Origin of the sequence: Arthrobacter tumbae, assembly GCF_016907495.1 — a bacterium.
Lineage (GTDB): Bacteria > Actinomycetota > Actinomycetes > Actinomycetales > Micrococcaceae > Arthrobacter_D > Arthrobacter_D tumbae.
In genome coordinates this window covers 1,315,337-1,331,950 of record NZ_JAFBCC010000001.1, presented here as the reverse complement: position 1 = coordinate 1,331,950, position 16,614 = coordinate 1,315,337, and the positions used below count along the sequence as shown (strand labels likewise).

The following is a 16,614-nucleotide window of genomic DNA, read 5'->3' as shown; positions in this document are numbered from 1 at the left end:
CAGGACATAGAGCAATCCGGGCAAGATGGAGTGAAATTTCGCACCGAATTGTCCGGATTGCTCTATGTGGATCTACGAAGCCGCACCGCGAACGCTTCGTAACCGGGCCCCGTCGTTATTTCAGTTGAGCGCGGGAGTGTCCTTCGGGATGACGCCGTTTGCGTAAAGATCCTCGGTGACATCCTGCAACGCGCGCAGGGCGACACGTTGGGTGAGTGGGCCGTAGGAGATGCGGGCCACACCCAGTGACTCGTACTCGTCGGCGGACAGCGCACCCGGTAGGCCGATGACGCTGAGCTTGCGCTCTCCGAGGCCGGCGACGAGGCGGTCGGTGGACTCCCGGTCCAAAACCCCGGGTACGAACACGAGGCTCGCGCCGGCGTTCAGGAAGGCTTTGCCGCGCTCGACCGCATCGTCGAGGCTGTCGGAAAGGGGGCGATCGCCGCCGCGCACGATCGCATCTGTGCGGGCATTCAGCTGGAAAGCCACGCCCTCCTGCTCCGCAACCCGCATGATGGCCTCCACGTTCGCGACGGCCTCGGCCAGCGGAACCAGTCGGTCTTCGACGTTTGCGCCGACGACGCCGACTCCGATCGCCCGGCGGACGGCGTCGCCCGGGTCCCCGAAACCCGCGTCCAGGTCGGCGGTCACAGGCAGGTCGGTCGCTTGTACGATCCGAGCCAGGGCGGACAGTGCAAGATCGAGAGGAATCTCGCCATCCGCGAATCCGTGGCTCGCTGCGATCGAGTGCCCGGCGGTCGCAATCGCGCGGGTGCCGGGCACGGCGGCGACGGTTCGGGTGCTGATTGCGTCCCAGACGTTGACGACACGGAGAATTTCGGGGGCTTCGTGCAGGGCCTTCAGTGAACTGGCCTTCTCAGCGGTTGTCATGATTGTGACTCTACTTGAGAGGGTACGGCTGCGCCCGCACTGTCCGCGACAGCCGTCGAACGTCGTGGCTCAAAGGTGGTTCACTCCGCCGTCGACTACCAGGTTTGCGCCCAACATGAAGCTGCTGTCGGAAGATGCAAGGAAGGCCACGGCGGCTGCCATCTCCTCGACACGTGCTGTGCGGCCTATGGGTAGGCTCATGCCAAGGGTTGCGTTGTATCCGGCCACGTTCTCGGCTCCGACGAGCTCCATCACGCCGGACGTATCAGTCGGTCCGGGTGAAATCGCGTTGACCCGGACGCCTCGGTCTTTGAGCTCGCCCGCCCACGTACGCGCGAAGCTGCGCAGGGCCGCCTTCGAGGCTGCGTAGGCACCCATGCTTGCTGCGCCCCGGTCTGCGGCGGTCGACGGCTTGATGACAATGGATGCCCCCTTGTTGAGGAGCGGGATCGCCTTCTGCACCGTCAAGACCGTACCGGTGACGTTAACGCCGAAGACATGATCGAGATAATTCTTCGTGATGTTGCCGGGCACAGCCGTTACGCTGCGGCCGATCGCGGCTGCGGCCTCGCTCAGCTCGCTCTCGCGCCGACCCATGATGAAGACGTACGCCCTTCTTCCACCAATCGTGCAGCCGTGGCGCGGCCGATGCCGTTCGTGCCGCCCCCAGTTATTGTGAGGAGGCGAGCCTCGTGATGCTCACAGATGCAATGGGCATCTCCCGCAAGAGCATGTATGCCGCATTCGGTAACAAGGAGGAGTTGTTCCTCAAGGTCCTGCAGCGCTACGAACGCGGCCCGGGCGCATATGCGCGGGAGTCGGTGCACGCTCCGACCGCACGTGAGGTCGCCCGGTCATATCTCGAAGGTACGGTGTGCGCTGGCACCCAGCCTGGCCGACCCACCGGCTGCCTGGGCGTACGCGCAGCCCTCGCTGTCGGAGTCACCGGGCAGGCCGTGCAGGGCATCCTCACATCGTGGCGGGCCAAAAGTCAGGCCGACTTGCGTGAGCGATTCCAGAAAGCCGCCGACGACGGCGATCTCCCGGCAGGCGCCGATGCTGACTTGATCGCGCGATACCTCACAACGATCGCCGACGGTGTGTCAGTGCAGGCGACCGCCGGAGCATCTCCCGCAGCGCTACAGCGTGTTGTCGACGCGGCGCTTCTGCACTGGCCACCATCCTGACGCGGCGCGGCGTCTCTCGCCGTCGGGCTGGGTCAGGGAAGTTGCAGTTCCCTCAGCTGCCGACGAGAGGTAATGCCAAGTTTGCGGAAGATGTTGCGCAGGTGGGCTTCGATCGTTCGCGGGCTCAGGAACAATTGCGCACCGACCTCCCGGGAGGTTGCACCGGTGCCTACCAGCCGCGAGATGTGCAGCTCGTGGGCGGTGAGCGCGTCGGCAGGTTGAGCGGTGCGTTTGCGCGGGTGCTCCCCGGTTGCCCGCAACTCGTTTGCGGCGCGTGCAGCGAAGGCGCCCGCTCCCATGTCCGACAACATCTGGTGGGCAGTGCGGAGCTGTTCGCGGGCGTCCTGACGGCGGCCATCGCGACGCAGCCACTCACCGTAGACGAGGTGCGCGCGGGCCGCGTCGGTCGCTATTCGGCAGCCTCGGAGCCGTTCGATTGCCTCGCGGTAATGTTCATCGGCAGCGGGTCCAGTAGTAGTCAGGGCCCGTGAACGTGCCTCCAAACCCAGCGCCCACGATGTACCGCAGGCACGAGTTCGCAAACTCAACCGTTCGAGAGCGAGCGCGGCCCCTTGGGGGTCGCCGGCGCGGACGGATGCCTCAACGAGCTCGGGGAGGCCGACGGTGCTGAGCGAGAGCTCGACTGATTCGCACGCCCTTTCGGCAGCTTGCTTCGCGGCCAAGTAGTTGCCGAGGCCATTGTGGAGTACAGCTGTCGCGTATTGGGCCAGAGCAACCTCCGTGCCCTCCTCCGGGTAGCTGACATCCCGAAACGTGAGGTTGTTCAGTTCGGTTGCCGTGGCCCGGTCGCCACGCCAGGCGGCCAGGATGACCTGAGCATGGCGCAAATGAACGCCACCGGTCGACTCCGTAATCGCCGTCGCCTCGGCAGCCAGCTCGCCGGCCCGGGCGAGCTGACCGCTGATGATCAGGACGTTGGCCTGGAAGCTCAGAGCGGCTGGGAGTCCGGCCAGCGCGCCGGCGGCACGGCCCAAACGTACGTTGCAGTCGGCAAGTTCGTGGGCAAGATCGTCGTCGAGGATACCCACAGCTACTCGCCCGGCCAGCCAGAGCCACGGCCTGCTTTGATAGTGCTGCACGCCTTCCACGCGAGCACAATCAAGCAACGCTTTAAGTGCGAGCCTCAAGCTGGGCACTCCTGCCGCATATCCCCGGGCCACGGTCGTCGCGAGCCCCTCCAGGAGCAGGTCCACCGGTCGCGGCGCAACCCCGAGGGCGGAAGTGGCAAGCGCTACCTTGGCAATACCGGCCCCAGCGGCGCCGCCATTGATGATCGCCGCGTCCAGAGCGTGTAGGTAAGTTTCACGGGCCAGTGCTGCGTCGAGCGGGGCAAATGTTTTTGCGGCATCAAGGAGCATCGTTGGTGCCGCTTCGTCTCGCGTCAGGTGGAATGCGATCTGGGCGCGTAGCAGCTTCAGGCGGGCGTCCTGAAGTGCGTCCAACGGCCCGCCCGCCGCTATCGACAGCAGCTTCAAGGCGTCCTCGGACGCGCCGGCCCCGTGCTTGGCGTGTGCGGCTTCCAGCGCCCGTCTCACTCGCTGAGAGGGGTCCGGCGTCAGCTCGGCCGCTTGCTGCAGGAAGGCGGCTCCTGCCGCCAATCCCCCGCGGGCGCGCGCCCGGTCGGCGGAGCGTTCCAGCTCCGCGGCGACTTCCTCGTCGGCGCCTATCACCGCCTGTGCCCGGTGCCAGGCGCGCCGGTCGGGGTCCAGCTGCGGGTCGGTTGCGACGGCCAATGCGTGGTGGGCCCGGCGGCGATCGGGTGGTGTCGCGGCTTTGTAGATAGCCGAGCGCACCAGTGGATGGCGGAACGTCACCCTGGCGTCGATCTGGAGCAGCTCGGCGGCCTCCGCCTGCGCCGCTACCTCGCGGGGGATCTCCAGCTTCGCGGCTGCGCGCCACAGCAGCGCCGCATCGCCGGTCGGCTCCGCCGCGGCCACCAGCAAAAGCAGCTGGGTTTCGGCGGGCAGGCTGCCCGAGCGGCTCTTGAAGCTGTTCTCGATGCGGCGCGGGATGCTCAACGCTCCCGGCAGTTCGAAGCCGCCAGCCAACTGTGCTGCGTGCGCTCCCTGTGGAAGCTCAAGCAGGGCCAGAGGATTACCGCGGGCTTCTGCGATGATCCGGTCACTCACCTCGTCATCCAGCGGGGCGCGGAACGCGGCGGTCAGTAACGTCCGAGCGTCGCCTTCGCCCAACCCCTCCAAGCGCAGCTCCGGTAATCCGGCGCACGGGTCAACCACCTCCCCGATGTCACTGTCGCTGGAGTCGCGCACCGAGAAAACCAGCAGGACCCGCTCGGCCGCCACCCGCCGCGCCACAAATGTCAGTACCTGTGCGGACGCCGAGTCCAGCCACTGCGCATCGTCGATGAGACACAGTAAAGGACTCTCGTCGGCGATCTCGGCCAGCAGATTAAGAACAGCCAGACCGACCAGAAACCGGTCCGGCGCGTCACCTTCGCGGAGCCCGAAGGCCACGCTCAAGGCGGCTTGTTGCGGGTCGGGCAGTACACTCGCGCGGTCCAGCAGGGGCGTGCAGAGCTGGTGCAAGGCCGCGAATGCGAACTGCGATTCGGATTCCACTCCGACTGACGTCTCCACCCGGAACCCTAGTGGGGCCGCTGCTTTGCGTGCGTGCTCCAGCAGCGCTGTCTTCCCGATTCCCGCTTCGCCACGCACCACAACCGAGCCGCTGCGTCCGGCCTGTGCCTGGGCCAGCAGTAGTTCTATCGCCTCGCGCTCTGCGCGGCGACCCAAGAGCTGCGTCAAATTCGCTCCCGCCTGGGTCTGTCGTCGAAATACTAGGTTTACTAGGTAATTGTCACCGACGCGAACGAGGCCTGCCAAGCAGTAGCCTCACCGCGGGCGAATGGTTTTTGTCAGCGGGTGCCGGCCAGGAGCAAATGGGTGAGCTTGCGTGGGTCGTAGCGACCATCATCTCCTGCTAAAAGGCAGAGATTGCCGACGCCGCGCATCAACTCATACCCGGTAACTTTGGCGCTGATTTCGCCATTTGCGCGCGCGGCATCGAGGAGGCGGTCGCAGATCGGCACGAGCCGGTCGAGGAAGTAGTCATGCAGACTGCCGGTCGACTCGTCCTGGGTGCGGACGGTTGCGAGCCCGTGTTTGGTTGCAAGGAAGTCAACGAAGGCGTCGAACCACTCGGCCAGTGCCGCGAACGGCTGTGAGCCGTCCTTGAGCAGCGTCTCCCCGAGGTCGACGCACGCGTCGACCTGATGACGGTAGACGGCGGCGATCAGCTCGGAACGCGAAGGGAAATGGCGGTAGATGGTCCCCATTCCCACGCCGGCCTCTGCCGCGATGAGCCGTACCGGGGCATCAATGCCCGACTCCGCGAATATCCGCGCCGCGGCCCCGAGTAGGACCTGCTCGTTGCGGCGGGCGTCAGACCGCCGCGTACGGGCTGGGGGCGCGGTCTTTGAGCGGCCGGGTTCAGTGGCGCTTGGCATGGCGGGGCTCCTCCTTGCTAAACGGAACAACGCTCCGTATCTTTAACGGAGCGCTGCTCCGGTTCAATCTTGCCAGATCGGGCGCTGCGCCACACAACATCACGACAGGAGAACGCTATGCAGTACAGCACCCTCGGACACACAGGCATCCAGGTGAGCCGCCTGGCCCTGGGCACGATGAACTTCGGAAGAATCGGCGGAACAACGCAGGCCGAGGTCGACGCGCTCGTCGGCACTGCACTGGATGCCGGGATCAATATGGTTGACACGGCCGACGTATACAGCGGCGGGGAATCCGAGGAACTGCTCGGTAAAGCCCTCGTCGGACGCCGGGACGAGGTCGTGCTGGCGACCAAGGCCGGGCTGCCAATGAGCGACAGGATCGGGCAGAAGGGAGCGTCGCGGCGATGGCTCACTGCGGCACTTGAGGGCAGCCTGCGCAGGCTGGGTGTCGACTATGTCGACCTATTCCAGATCCACCGGTGGGATCCGGCCACGAGCGACGAGGAGACCCTCTCGGCGCTGTCGGATCTGCAGCGGGCCGGGAAGATCCGTCACTTCGGAACCTCTACGTATCCGGCCCACCGCTTGGTTCAGGCCCAGTGGGCGGCTACCAAGGCCGGGATAGGTCGGTTCGTCACCGAGCAGCCCAGCTATTCGATCCTGCAGCGCGGCGTGGAGCGTGATGTGCTGCCCGTGGCTCAGGAGTATGGACTCGGCGTGATGGTGTGGAGTCCACTGGCTTCGGGGTGGCTCTCCGGTGCGGTGCGCCGTGACCGGGAAGTGACCACCAACCGTGCAGCGTTCATGCCGCAGCGTTTCGACCTCGCTGACCCCGGGAACCAGGCGCGGATGGACGCCGTCGAGAAACTCGCGGCCCTCGCTGAGGAATCAGATCTGACTCTCATTCAGCTGGCGCTGGGGTTCGTCGCCGCCCACCCAGGGGTAACCAGTGCTCTGATCGGACCGCGCACGATCGACCACCTCGCCTCGCAGCTTGCGGCCGCTGAGATAGTGCTGGCGACCGATGTGCTCGATGCGATCGACGGGATCGTCGTGCCTGGCACGGACCTGGCTGCGCACGAGAAGAATGACGCCGCTCCAGCACTGCTGGACGTAGCGTTGCGGCGCCGGTGAAACATGACGGCCAGCAGTAGTCACCGTGTTGCCGCGCTGCAACACGGTGGCTATGGATGCCGGTCTAGGTGGCTTTCACCGACGCGTACTGACTGGTTCCAATGCGAGCCTGATCTTGCGGTGCGAACCGCGGATCGCCGAAAAAGCCGAACTGACAACCGCACGATGGACCGCCGAAGGGAACAGCCATGGGATTCATCACCGTAGGGAAAGAGAACAGTACGCCGATAGAGCTGTACTACGAGGATCACGGAACTGGTCAGCCGGTGCTTCTCATTCACGGGTATCCATTGAACGGACACAGCTGGGAACGCCAAACCCGGGAGCTGCTGGCCAGCGGGTATCGTGTTATCACCTATGACCGTCGAGGGTTCGGGCGGTCCTCGAAGGCCGGCTCGGGCTACGACTACGACACGTTCGCCGCCGACCTGCACACACTCCTGGAAACCCTCGACCTTCGGGACGTCACTCTCGTCGGGTTTTCCATGGGCACCGGTGAGCTTGCCCGCTACGTGGCCCGCTACGGACACGAGCGGGTCGAGAAGCTCGCGTTCCTCGCGTCACTGGAGCCGTTCCTCCTCGCTCGTGAGGACAATCCCGAGGGCATCCCTCAAGAAGTATTCGACGGGATCGAAGCCCAGGCGAAGGGTGATCGGTATGCCTGGTACTCATCGTTCTTCGCTGACTTCTACAACCTTGACGAAACCCTCGGTAGCCGTATCAGTCAAGAGGCTGTCAACGGAAGCTGGAACGTCGCTATCTCAAGTGCACCTGTGGCGGCCTACGCGGTGGTGTCCTCGTGGCTCGAAGACTTCCGCGCCGACGTCGATGCTGTTCGTGCCAGCGGCAAGCCGGCACTGATCCTGCACGGCACGGCCGATGGGATCCTTCCCATTGACGCCACAGCCCGCCGCTTCCGCCCGCTTCTGCCCGATGCACAGTACGTCGAAATCGACGGCGCTCCGCACGGGCTGCTATGGACGCACGCCGCCGAGGTCAACAGGGTGCTTCTCGCGTTCCTCAAGACCGAACAAGAACCAGCAGGCCCGGCGACCGGTCGGGAACGAGGGCAAGAAGTGAGTAGCCACCCATGAACGAACAGAATGCAACGATTGAGACGGTGGAGCTCCGCGCGCTCATCGAAGGGCAGCACATGTGGATCAGTCCGCAGCTCTGCCACAGGCCAGAAACCACCAGCGCTCCGCGTGCCACCAGTATCAGCATGGCAGCGGTACTCGGGTCCACACTGCTGAGCGTTGTGGGCGCTGAACATCTCCACTATCACGCTGCAGACAGGTCGCGTTCGCTGTCGCCTGTGAATGGTGGACCGTAATGCCTACCGTCCACCATCGCGCAGTGACCGTCGACGGCCTCGACGTCTTCTATCGTGAATCCGGACCAGAGCATGCCCCGGTGCTCGTGCTGCTCCATGGGTACCCCACGAGTTCGCACATGTTCCGGCACCTCATTCCGGCGCTGGCGGAAACGTACCGGGTCCTCGCGCCGGATCACATAGGCTTCGGACGCTCATCCGCACCCTCTGCCGATGATTTCGCGTATACCTTCGATGCCCTGGCAGAGGTCACCCGCGGATTCCTCAGGACCCTGAACATCACCACCTACACCGTGTATGTGCAGGACTACGGCGCCCCGATCGCATGGCGATTGGCACTTGCAGAACCGGGCGCCCTCGAAGGTGTGATCTCCCAGAACGGAAACGCGTATGAGGAAGGATTTGTCCAGGCCTTCTGGGATCCGATTTGGGCCTACGCTGCTGATCGTTCGGAGTCCAACGAGGCGGCTTTACGGCCGGCGCTCGAACGAGGGGCGGTCGAATGGCAGTACACGCACGGCGTCCCCGACGTAACGACTATCGACCCTGATGCGTGGGAGCATGACCTTGCGTTGCTGAACCGACCCGGGACTGACCGGGCTCAACTAGACCTGTTTGCCGATTACGTCACGAACAGGCGGCTCTACCCCGCGATTCAGGACTGGCTCGGTGCATCCCAGATCCCGGTCCTTGCCGTGTGGGGACGAAACGATGAGATCTTCTCGGCTGCCGGGGCCGAAGCGTTCCGCCGCGATGTCGCTGCCGCACGGGTCGAGCTCCTCGACGGCGGACACTTCCTACTCGAATCGCACCTGGACCAAGTCGTCCACATCGTCCGTGAATGGCAGACCCAACAGCAGACGATCTCAACGAGTTAGCCGCAGGAGCGCTCGTGCCACCGGCAGACAAAGAGCGCGATCGCCGTCACCGAAGGAGTAACCCATGGCGTGGAGTACTCGTGAATTGGCCGATTTGGCCGGCACAACCGTGAACACAATCCGCCACTATCACCGACTCAAGCTGATGGGCCAACCTGAGCGCAGGTACAACGGATACAAGCAGTACGGTGTGAGGGACCTCGTGCGGCTGCTGAGGATTCGGAGACTTGCGGAATTGGGTGTTCCGCTCTCCCGGATCGGGGAGGTCAGCACAGGCGGCGAGGGCACACCGGATGCGTTGCGCGAGCTGGATGCTGAGCTCGCGGCCGGCATGGAGCGTTTGCGTCGGGCACGGGCCGACATCGCCGCGATCCTGCGCGAAAACTCTCCCGCTGACGCCCCTGCGGGATTCGCGTCGATCGCTTCGCACCTTTCCGACTCAGACAGCTCCATCATCCACATCTATACGCAGTTGTATGACGAGGACGCCATGGCGGACCTACGGCGCATGGTGGAAGTCGACGCCGAGGCCGGCGTGGTCGGGGAAGAAATCAACGCACTTCCGACTGAGGCTGACGACGCGACCCGGCAGCGACTTGCGGAGCGGCTCGCGCCGACTCTTGTGAAGAACCTGATCGAGTACCCATGGCTGCAGGACCCGGCACGCCACCTGTCGAAAAGTGAACACGTCACGCAGGAAACGTTTATCGAGGCAGTGGTCGAACTGTACAACTCCGCTCAACTCGACGTCCTCACCCGTGCGGGCATGCTCGCACAAGAGCAGTTACGCGCCGGCGGCGTCAATGCTGAAGCCTCCGCTGAAGCTTTGTCGCTGCTCAACTTGACCCCGTTCTAAGGACAGGGTTTCTACTGAGAAAAACCCCCGTGGCGCGACGAATGTCACCCACATTAGCAAGGAGCCTTAGATGAATCCCATCGAGGAACTCGTCAATAACTTCCGAGAATTCGTGGCCCAGGTGCCCGAATTGATTCAGCCGCTGATCGTGATGCTGGCCGGCGCCGTCCCCTTCATCGAGGGCGAGGGCGCGTCCATCATCGGCATCGTCGGTGGCGTCAACCCCGTCGTTGCGGCAGTAGCCGCGGCTGCTGGAAACTTCATCTGCGTACTCCTCGTGGTGCTTCTTACATCACAGGCGCGCACCGCCGTCGTGAACCGCCGCTCCGACAGGGTCGGCGCGACCATGGGGACAACTGCCGTCGCAGGGTCCGCTGGCGGCGGCGCCGCGGCTGCCGAACAGCAGGCACCAGCCAAGCCCGACTCCAAGGGTCGGAAGCGCTTCGAAAGGTGGCTTGTTCGCTTCGGCGTACCAGGCGCGAGCCTCCTCGGGCCGCTCGCCATCCCCACGCAGTTCACTTCGGCGATCCTGGTGGCCGGCGGCACTCCGCGCGGATGGGTTCTGCTGTGGCAGGCCATTGCGATCGCGCTGTGGACCACCATCGCCACGGTCTCGGTCCTGCTTGCACTCCAAGTCGTCACAATGGCCTGATCCCATGGGGGAAATCCCGCCCGGGCTGGGCTTGGTGTTGCTGGCGGTCGCCGTGCTTACGCGAGCCCCCCTCGAATTCGACGCCGTTCTTCCCACGGAGTATCTCGCCGTCGTTGCGGTTTTGCTCGGTACGACAGGCCTCGGGCTGGCGGTCGCTAGCGCCGTGTGGCAAATAACGAGACGATGCAGTAGGAAGCAGCAGGAGAAGGCAGCATGAAAACCACGACGATCCAACGGGTAGAGAATGCGGCGATTGCGTCGTCGATCATGATCGCGGTCATCGCTTACAGTCAGCCTTGGTGGCTGCTTTTCGCCGCGTTTCTCCTGTTCGACCTGTCAGCCCTGGGCTATTTGCGCAGCTCCCGGGCTGGTGCAGTCACCTACAATCTGATGCACAACTACACTGGCCCGGCACTCGTGCTGTCGCTTTATTTCGCCCTTCTGCTCGGCGGTCGTCAGGCGACCTGGCTTGCGCTCCTCGCTGCATGCTGGGCTTTTCACGTCGCTGTTGATCGGGCGCTCGGCTACGGACTCAAGCTGGAGGACTTCACGCACACGCACCTCGGGCGGATCGGTCGGAAGCCGATCGATGCCGACCGACCACCTGTTCCGATGACTAGCCGTGAAAAGAGCCCGATCAATGACTGAGACTGACAGTACCGGGCCCGCCGCGACGGCGGATGCAGATCACACCGAACGGCCGTCCTTTGCCGGACTGCGGGCCCTCTTCATCAACGCGACCCTGAAGCGCTCTCCCGAACAGAGCCACACTGACGGACTGGTGCGCCGTAGCAGCGGCATCATGCGTGCCCACGGGGTCGAGGTGGACGAGATTCGGGCCGTTGATCATGACATCGCCACCGGAGTGTGGCCTGATATGACCGAGCAAGGTTCGCAGACTGATGCCTGGCCTGTGATTTTCGAGCGCGTGCTGGCTGCGGACATCCTGGTTCTGGCTGGCCCCATCTGGCTGGGTGACAACAGTTCGGTGATGAAACGCGTGATCGAACGGCTTTACGCCTGCTCCAGCATCCTCAACGAGCAGGGCCAGTACGCCTACTACGGCCGCGTGGGCGGCTCCCTGATTACCGGCAACGAGGACGGAGTCAAACACTGCGCAATGAATGTGCTCTACAGCCTGCAGCACCTCGGCTACACCATCCCGCCGCAGGCCGACGCCGGCTGGATCGGAGCAGTCGGCCCGGGCCCCTCCTACCTCGATCCCGGTTCAGGCGGACCGGAAAACGACTTCACCAACCGCAACACCACTTTCATGACCTACAACCTGCTGCACCTCGCCGCGATGTTGCGGGCTGCAGGTGGCGTTCCGGCGTATGGGAACCGGCGCAGCGAATGGGACGCCGGCTGTGCACCGGACCAGCAGAACCCCGAGCACCGCTAACCGAAGCGGTAAGGAGCAAACATGACCGCGAAACAAATGTCCACCGCTGATACATGGCCCTCATTGCGGGTCGCGGATTGGACAGCGACCCGCGATACCCTGCACATGTGGACCCAGATTGTGGGCAAGATCCGGCTGGTGAACGCACCCCTGCTCAACCACTGGTGGCAGGTCACGCTCTATGTCAGCGCCAGGGGGCTGACCACATCAAGGATTCCGTACCGAGCCGGGACCTTCGATATGGAGTTCGACTTCATCGATCACCGGCTCGTCATCCGCAGCAGTAATGGTTCGAGCAAAATTGTGCCGCTGGAGCCAAAACCGGTCGCCGATTTCTACGCCCAAACCATGGAAGCCCTCGCTGAGTTGGGGATTGAGGCGGAGATTCAATCGCGGCCAAACGAGGTTGAGCCGGCGATTCCGTTCGCCGAAGACTATGAACACGCCTCTTACGACGCCGAAGCGGCGCACTTGTTTTGGCGTCAGTTGCTCCAAGCCGGCCGGGTCCTGGGCGAGTTTCGGTCGCACTTTGTCGGGAAGGTCAGCCCGGTCCACTTCTTTTGGGGAGCGATGGACCTGGCCTGCACCAGGTTTTCGGGGCGTATGGCGCCGCCGCATCCGGGCGGTGCCCCGAACTGCGGCGATTGGGTGATGCTGGAGGGCTACTCGCGGGAATTGAGCAGTTGCGGATTCTGGCCCGGCGGCGGGGACGAGGGCGCGTTCTACTCCTATGCCTACCCTGAGCCAGAGGGTTTCTCCGACTATCCGGTCATGCCGCCGGGTGCTTTCTATAGCTCCGAGTACCGACAGTTCCTGTTGCCGTACGAGGCTGTACGCAGCGCTGAAGATCCGGACCGTATGTTGGGCCAATTCCTTCACTCCACCTACCAGGCGGCCGCCGATGGCGGTGGCTGGGACCGTGTGGCACTGGAAGACCATCCTGATCGCTGGCGTGATGAGCAGTCCCGCAGCCGGTGACCTTCCGGAAAAGAGCAGTCCGGACACTAGGTTGAGCAATCCGGAAAGGATGGAGCGAAATAGTGCGCCATTTTGTCCGGATTGCTCTGCGTGAGGAGCCGAAGTAGACGTTGCGACCGTCAGACGTCGTTGCGGGTGAACGCAGCGGCCCGGACGACGTCGTCGCTTTCCAGCCCCGCGCCCAGTGCACCGCCGACGGTCGCCAGGGCTGCGGTCAGCAGACTGAGCTGCGCGTACTCAGTCAGTCCCACAGATTCACCGACGACGGCGGCGAACACTCCCGCGTCGACCAGCAGCACCGCTGCCAGGAAGGACAGCACGAACAGCGCACCGAAGAAGGTGATGACGCCGATCACTACGGTCGCCGTCGTCGCGAGATTGAACAGCGCTACCTGCTCCCGCTCCACCCGTCGCCGTGGACGTTCCCACAGGTCCGCGCCGATCACGAGCGTGAGTGTGACGGCACCGACAGCAAGCACGGTCAGCAGAGTGAGCCGCAGGGGACCGTAGGCGGTGGCCAGCAGCCAGAGGTCGCTTGTCGCGAGGGTCACCACGCCTGCTGCGGCAGCGGCGGTCAGCGCCCGGGAGAGGGTGACCGCCAGGCGCCACGGCCGGTTCGCGAGGATGAGCCCGAGCAGCACGCGGGCATTCCCAGCGACCACCCGTCCGGTGAACTGGATCGGGTTTTCGTCCGCGTGGTCGGGCAGGTCGTCGGCCATTTCGCGGGCGCGCCGGGCGCGGTCTTCGGGCGCGTCGTCGTCGTCCCAGCCGGCCAGCGGCCCGACGAGGCGTGCAACCGCCGTCGTCATGTTTCCCCGGCGGCCCACTGCGCGGACCGCAGGCAGCGCAATCAGCCCCACCCTGTGGACGGGGCTGATTTGGGTGAGCACCGGCTTCCGTCCGCTGCGGAGTGCAAGGTCGCTGACGACGACGGCGAGATCCCAGTCTTCGTCCAGCAGCCGGTCGCGCGCGGTTTCCAGCAGTTCCGACGGCGCGCGTCCGTCGAGCGTTTCGACCGCTATCACCATGCGCCACCCGACACCCGGGTACGACTCGCGGAGCAGACGCGGGAGATTGTCAGTCAGCTCCTGCACCGTGGCAGTGTCGAGGGACGGGGGAATGACGACGCCGAGGACCAGTTCGGGAACGTTACCGGGTTGCGTTTCAGGAACATCGCCAGGCTGTGGCGGCGGGGGAGTATCGGGCACCGCTCAATGATCCACGTTTCGGAAGATTCGTGCAGCTTCGGTGAGTCCGAGGGCATCCGAACCCGCCATATCTGCGCAAAACTTCCCAGGGTTTAGGACTTCCCAGGGGGCTAGGCCGAAGCGAACACCTCACGCTGGAACCGGATGTGCTCTGCCGCCTGGACCGCCCCGCCATTCTCATGCCCGTTATAGGGAAAGACGTTCATCAACTTCGGACCGGCGTAGGCGTTGTACGCGGCGTAGACGCACGAGGGCGGGCAGACGTCGTCGAGCAGGCCCACCGAGAAGAGCGCCGGCATGGTGGCGCGGGCGGCGAAGTTGACGCCGTCGAAATAGCCCAGCGTGCTGAAGATTTCTTCCTCGCGGCCGCGCTGGACACCGAGGTAGCGCACCAGCTCGCTGTACGGTGCGGTGTTGACGATCTCCGTTGCACGCCGGACGTGGGAAAGGAACGGCACATCCACGATCACGCCCAGCGGCGCGTGCTCAAGGAAGACGGGGGACAGGGCCGCAGACGCGAGGGCAATCGCCCCGCCCTGACTGCCGCCGGAGATCAGCACCCGCGAAGCGTCAACGAATGGGTGCGCCTGTGCCGCTTCGACGGCACGCACCGCGTCCGTGAACAGCCGCCGGTAGTAATAGGTCTCGGGGGATTCAATGCCGAGCGTCAGGTGCCCGCCGAAGTGGGGCCCGCTCACGCCGGGGTCGGGAGTGTCGCCGCTGCGGTGCCCGGCGCCCTGCCCGCGCAGGTCCATGACGAAATGCGCGACGCCGGTGCTTGGGATGGCGGTCCACTCGCCGAGGAGGCTCCTTCCGCCGCCGTAACCGATGTAGGTGACAACGGTAGGCAGCGGACCTGAGGCTGAGCGCGGCCGGAGCATCCACCCCTTGATGGGGTGCCCGCCGTACCCCGCGAAGGTGACATCCTCGGTGACCAGCTCGGAATAGCCGGCATCGACCTCGTCGAACCGGGCATCGAGTGAGAAGGCCGCAGTCTCGGCAAGGGTCTTCTCCCAGAACGTGTCAAAATCGGCGGGTTCGGCGCGATCCGGCGCGTACTGCTCGAGTTCGCGGAGAGGGAGGTCAAACTGCGGCATCTGAAGAATTCCTTCGCTCATTGTGTCTCGGAAGTATCACAGCTCACATTATTCTAGGAGTAGGCCTTGCGCATTGAGACGATTCAATTTACTCTCGATGGAGAGCGCTTTCCCGTGATGTACACCACTGTACCAGCGGCCCGAAGAGCTTCACCTCAAATCTGAGCCGTTCCCAGGAGGACAAAGATGTTCAAAAAACTTTCACGACGCGCCGGGTCCGGCGTAGCGGTCACCATGGCGGCAGCTCTCATGCTGACTGCGTGCGGCGGCAATGGCGGCGGCGAAGCCGGCGGCACCCCTGACCCGAATGAGGAAGTCACCCTCAACTTCACCTGGTGGGGTAACGAGGACCGCGCTGAGCGTTACAACGAGGCGATCGCACTGTTCGAGGAAGAAAACCCGAACATCGACGTCAACGGAACCTTCATGGACTTCCCCGCGTACTGGGAGAAGCGCCAGACCGAAGCAGCAGGCGGCGGGCTTCCGGATGTCATGCAGTTCGACTACAGCTACCTGCGCCAGTACGGTCAGAACGGCCTGCTGATGGATCTGACCGAGTACGAGGGCAACGGCCTGACCACCGACTCCATCGACGAGACGCTGCTCGCCACCGGCAAGCTTGAGGATCAGACCCTCGCAGTACCCACCGGGTACAACGCCTGGTCGCTCTTCGAGAACCCGGCATTGATCGAGCAGGCCGGCGTCGAGGGCTACGAAGGCGGCACCTCCTGGGAGGACTACGAGGCCTACATGGCCAGCGTTAGTGAAGCCGGCGACGAAATCTGGGGCGGCACCGATTACACCGGCCGCATCCAGAACTTCGAGCTGAAGCTTCGCCAGGAAGGTCGCGAACTCTTCACCGAGGAAGGCCAATTGAACTTCACTCAGGAAGAACTGGCTGAGTTCTGGGGCAGCACCGCGGAGCTGCGGACGGGCGACGCCGTGATTCCAGGCCGCAAGCTGGAGGAAGTGGCTCCGAAGTCAGGCTTCGGTTCCAACCTCACCGCAAGCGAAATGACCTGGTCCAACTTTATGGGCGGCTACCTGGCAGACACCGGTGCTGAGGACCTGACCATCCTGGCTCCGCCCACCAGCGATCCTTCGGTGAAGGACCTCTACCAGAAGCCCTCCATGCTGCACGCCGTAGGAGCTCAGACCGAGCACCCTGAAGCAGCGGTGGCCTTCGTTGAGTTCCTGATCAACAGCCCTGAGGTCGGCGAGATCTTCGGCGCTTCCCTGGGTGTCCCCGCTTCGGAGACCGCCCTCGAAGGTGCCGCCCTCGAAGGCCCTGAGCTTGAGGTCAAGGAGTACCTGGACTCGGTCGCTGACCGCATCGGCGAGCCCCCTGCAGCTCCGATCGTGGGCTACGGCGCACTCGAAAACACCTTCCTGACGCTCGGCACCTCGATCGGTCTGGATGCGATCACTCCTGAAGAAGCCGCGCAGCAGTTCTTCGACGAGGCTGCCGTTACGCTCGGCAGCTGAACACCGACCTTAGCTATCACCGC

The 16,614-nt window shown here is 64.2% G+C and carries 17 protein-coding genes; 11 read left to right on the top strand and 6 right to left on the bottom strand.

The window, feature by feature from the left end:
- Nucleotides 1-120: 120 nt before the first annotated feature.
- Nucleotides 121-891 carry an isocitrate lyase/PEP mutase family protein gene (locus JOD47_RS06325; RefSeq protein WP_204532999.1) on the bottom strand — a complete coding sequence of 257 codons (771 nt, stop codon included), beginning with the start codon at nucleotides 889-891 and terminating at the stop codon, nucleotides 121-123.
- Nucleotides 892-960: 69 nt separating this feature from the next.
- Entirely contained in the window at nucleotides 961-1,488 is a 528-nt protein-coding gene (locus tag JOD47_RS06320) for an SDR family oxidoreductase (protein WP_204532997.1), read from the bottom strand.
- Nucleotides 1,489-1,586: 98 nt separating this feature from the next.
- Here JOD47_RS06320 and JOD47_RS06315 point away from each other — a divergent pair, with 98 nt between their 5' ends.
- Complete coding sequence (locus JOD47_RS06315) at nucleotides 1,587-2,078, top strand: TetR/AcrR family transcriptional regulator (protein ID WP_372432841.1); 492 nt, start codon at nucleotides 1,587-1,589, stop codon at nucleotides 2,076-2,078.
- Nucleotides 2,079-2,110: 32 nt separating this feature from the next.
- Here the strand turns inward: JOD47_RS06315 and JOD47_RS06310 are convergent, their stop codons facing one another.
- Both JOD47_RS06310 and JOD47_RS06305 read right to left on the bottom strand, forming a co-directional pair.
- Complete coding sequence (locus JOD47_RS06310; RefSeq protein ID WP_204532993.1) at nucleotides 2,111-4,864, bottom strand: ATP-binding protein; 2,754 nt, start codon at nucleotides 4,862-4,864, stop codon at nucleotides 2,111-2,113.
- Nucleotides 4,865-4,974: 110 nt separating this feature from the next.
- Nucleotides 4,975-5,565 carry a TetR/AcrR family transcriptional regulator gene (locus JOD47_RS06305; RefSeq protein WP_204532991.1) on the bottom strand — a complete coding sequence of 197 codons (591 nt, stop codon included), beginning with the start codon at nucleotides 5,563-5,565 and terminating at the stop codon, nucleotides 4,975-4,977.
- 117 nt (nucleotides 5,566-5,682) lie between these two features.
- On the opposite strand from JOD47_RS06305, the gene JOD47_RS06300 reads away from it, so the two are divergent.
- From JOD47_RS06300 to JOD47_RS06260, 9 genes are all read left to right on the top strand, one after another.
- On the top strand, nucleotides 5,683-6,702 hold the full coding sequence (locus JOD47_RS06300) for an aldo/keto reductase (RefSeq protein ID WP_204532988.1): 1,020 nt from the start codon (nucleotides 5,683-5,685) through the stop codon (nucleotides 6,700-6,702).
- Between the two features lie 188 nt (nucleotides 6,703-6,890).
- Entirely contained in the window at nucleotides 6,891-7,796 is a 906-nt protein-coding gene (locus tag JOD47_RS06295) for an alpha/beta fold hydrolase (protein ID WP_204532986.1), read from the top strand.
- Complete coding sequence (locus JOD47_RS06290; RefSeq protein ID WP_204532984.1) at nucleotides 7,793-8,035, top strand: hypothetical protein; 243 nt, start codon at nucleotides 7,793-7,795, stop codon at nucleotides 8,033-8,035. Before JOD47_RS06295 ends, JOD47_RS06290 begins: the two co-directional genes overlap by 4 nt.
- Nucleotides 8,035-8,913: an alpha/beta fold hydrolase gene (locus JOD47_RS06285; protein WP_204532982.1), complete on the top strand. Its 879-nt coding sequence runs from the start codon at nucleotides 8,035-8,037 to the stop codon at nucleotides 8,911-8,913. The genes JOD47_RS06290 and JOD47_RS06285 overlap by 1 nt, the downstream gene beginning before the upstream one ends.
- 64 nt (nucleotides 8,914-8,977) lie before the next feature.
- Nucleotides 8,978-9,769 (top strand): MerR family transcriptional regulator, encoded by a 792-nt coding sequence (locus tag JOD47_RS06280; RefSeq protein ID WP_204532980.1) that lies wholly within the window; start codon nucleotides 8,978-8,980, stop codon nucleotides 9,767-9,769.
- Between the two features lie 70 nt (nucleotides 9,770-9,839).
- Complete coding sequence (locus tag JOD47_RS06275) at nucleotides 9,840-10,421, top strand: small multidrug efflux protein (RefSeq protein ID WP_204532978.1); 582 nt, start codon at nucleotides 9,840-9,842, stop codon at nucleotides 10,419-10,421.
- A 213-nt stretch (nucleotides 10,422-10,634) separates the two neighbouring features.
- Nucleotides 10,635-11,069 carry a DUF4260 domain-containing protein gene (locus tag JOD47_RS06270; RefSeq protein WP_204532976.1) on the top strand — a complete coding sequence of 145 codons (435 nt, stop codon included), beginning with the start codon at nucleotides 10,635-10,637 and terminating at the stop codon, nucleotides 11,067-11,069.
- Complete coding sequence (locus JOD47_RS06265) at nucleotides 11,062-11,823, top strand: flavodoxin family protein (RefSeq protein WP_204532974.1); 762 nt, start codon at nucleotides 11,062-11,064, stop codon at nucleotides 11,821-11,823. The genes JOD47_RS06270 and JOD47_RS06265 overlap by 8 nt, the downstream gene beginning before the upstream one ends.
- Before the next feature lie 21 nt (nucleotides 11,824-11,844).
- Nucleotides 11,845-12,801, top strand: a complete 957-nt coding sequence (locus JOD47_RS06260) for a DUF5996 family protein (protein ID WP_239548029.1) — start codon at nucleotides 11,845-11,847, stop codon at nucleotides 12,799-12,801.
- Between the two features lie 119 nt (nucleotides 12,802-12,920).
- On the opposite strand, the gene JOD47_RS06255 is transcribed toward JOD47_RS06260, so the two are convergent.
- Together JOD47_RS06255 and JOD47_RS06250 are read right to left on the bottom strand one after the other, a co-directional pair.
- The gene (locus tag JOD47_RS06255) at nucleotides 12,921-14,009 is read right to left on the bottom strand and encodes a hypothetical protein (protein ID WP_204532972.1); all 1,089 of its coding nucleotides are present in this window, start codon (nucleotides 14,007-14,009) and stop codon (nucleotides 12,921-12,923) included.
- A 110-nt stretch (nucleotides 14,010-14,119) separates the two neighbouring features.
- Complete coding sequence (locus JOD47_RS06250; protein WP_204532971.1) at nucleotides 14,120-15,106, bottom strand: acetylxylan esterase; 987 nt, start codon at nucleotides 15,104-15,106, stop codon at nucleotides 14,120-14,122.
- A 186-nt stretch (nucleotides 15,107-15,292) separates the two neighbouring features.
- Here JOD47_RS06250 and JOD47_RS06245 point away from each other — a divergent pair, with 186 nt between their 5' ends.
- Nucleotides 15,293-16,591 carry an ABC transporter substrate-binding protein gene (locus JOD47_RS06245; protein WP_204532970.1) on the top strand — a complete coding sequence of 433 codons (1,299 nt, stop codon included), beginning with the start codon at nucleotides 15,293-15,295 and terminating at the stop codon, nucleotides 16,589-16,591.
- Nucleotides 16,592-16,614 lie beyond the last annotated feature (23 nt).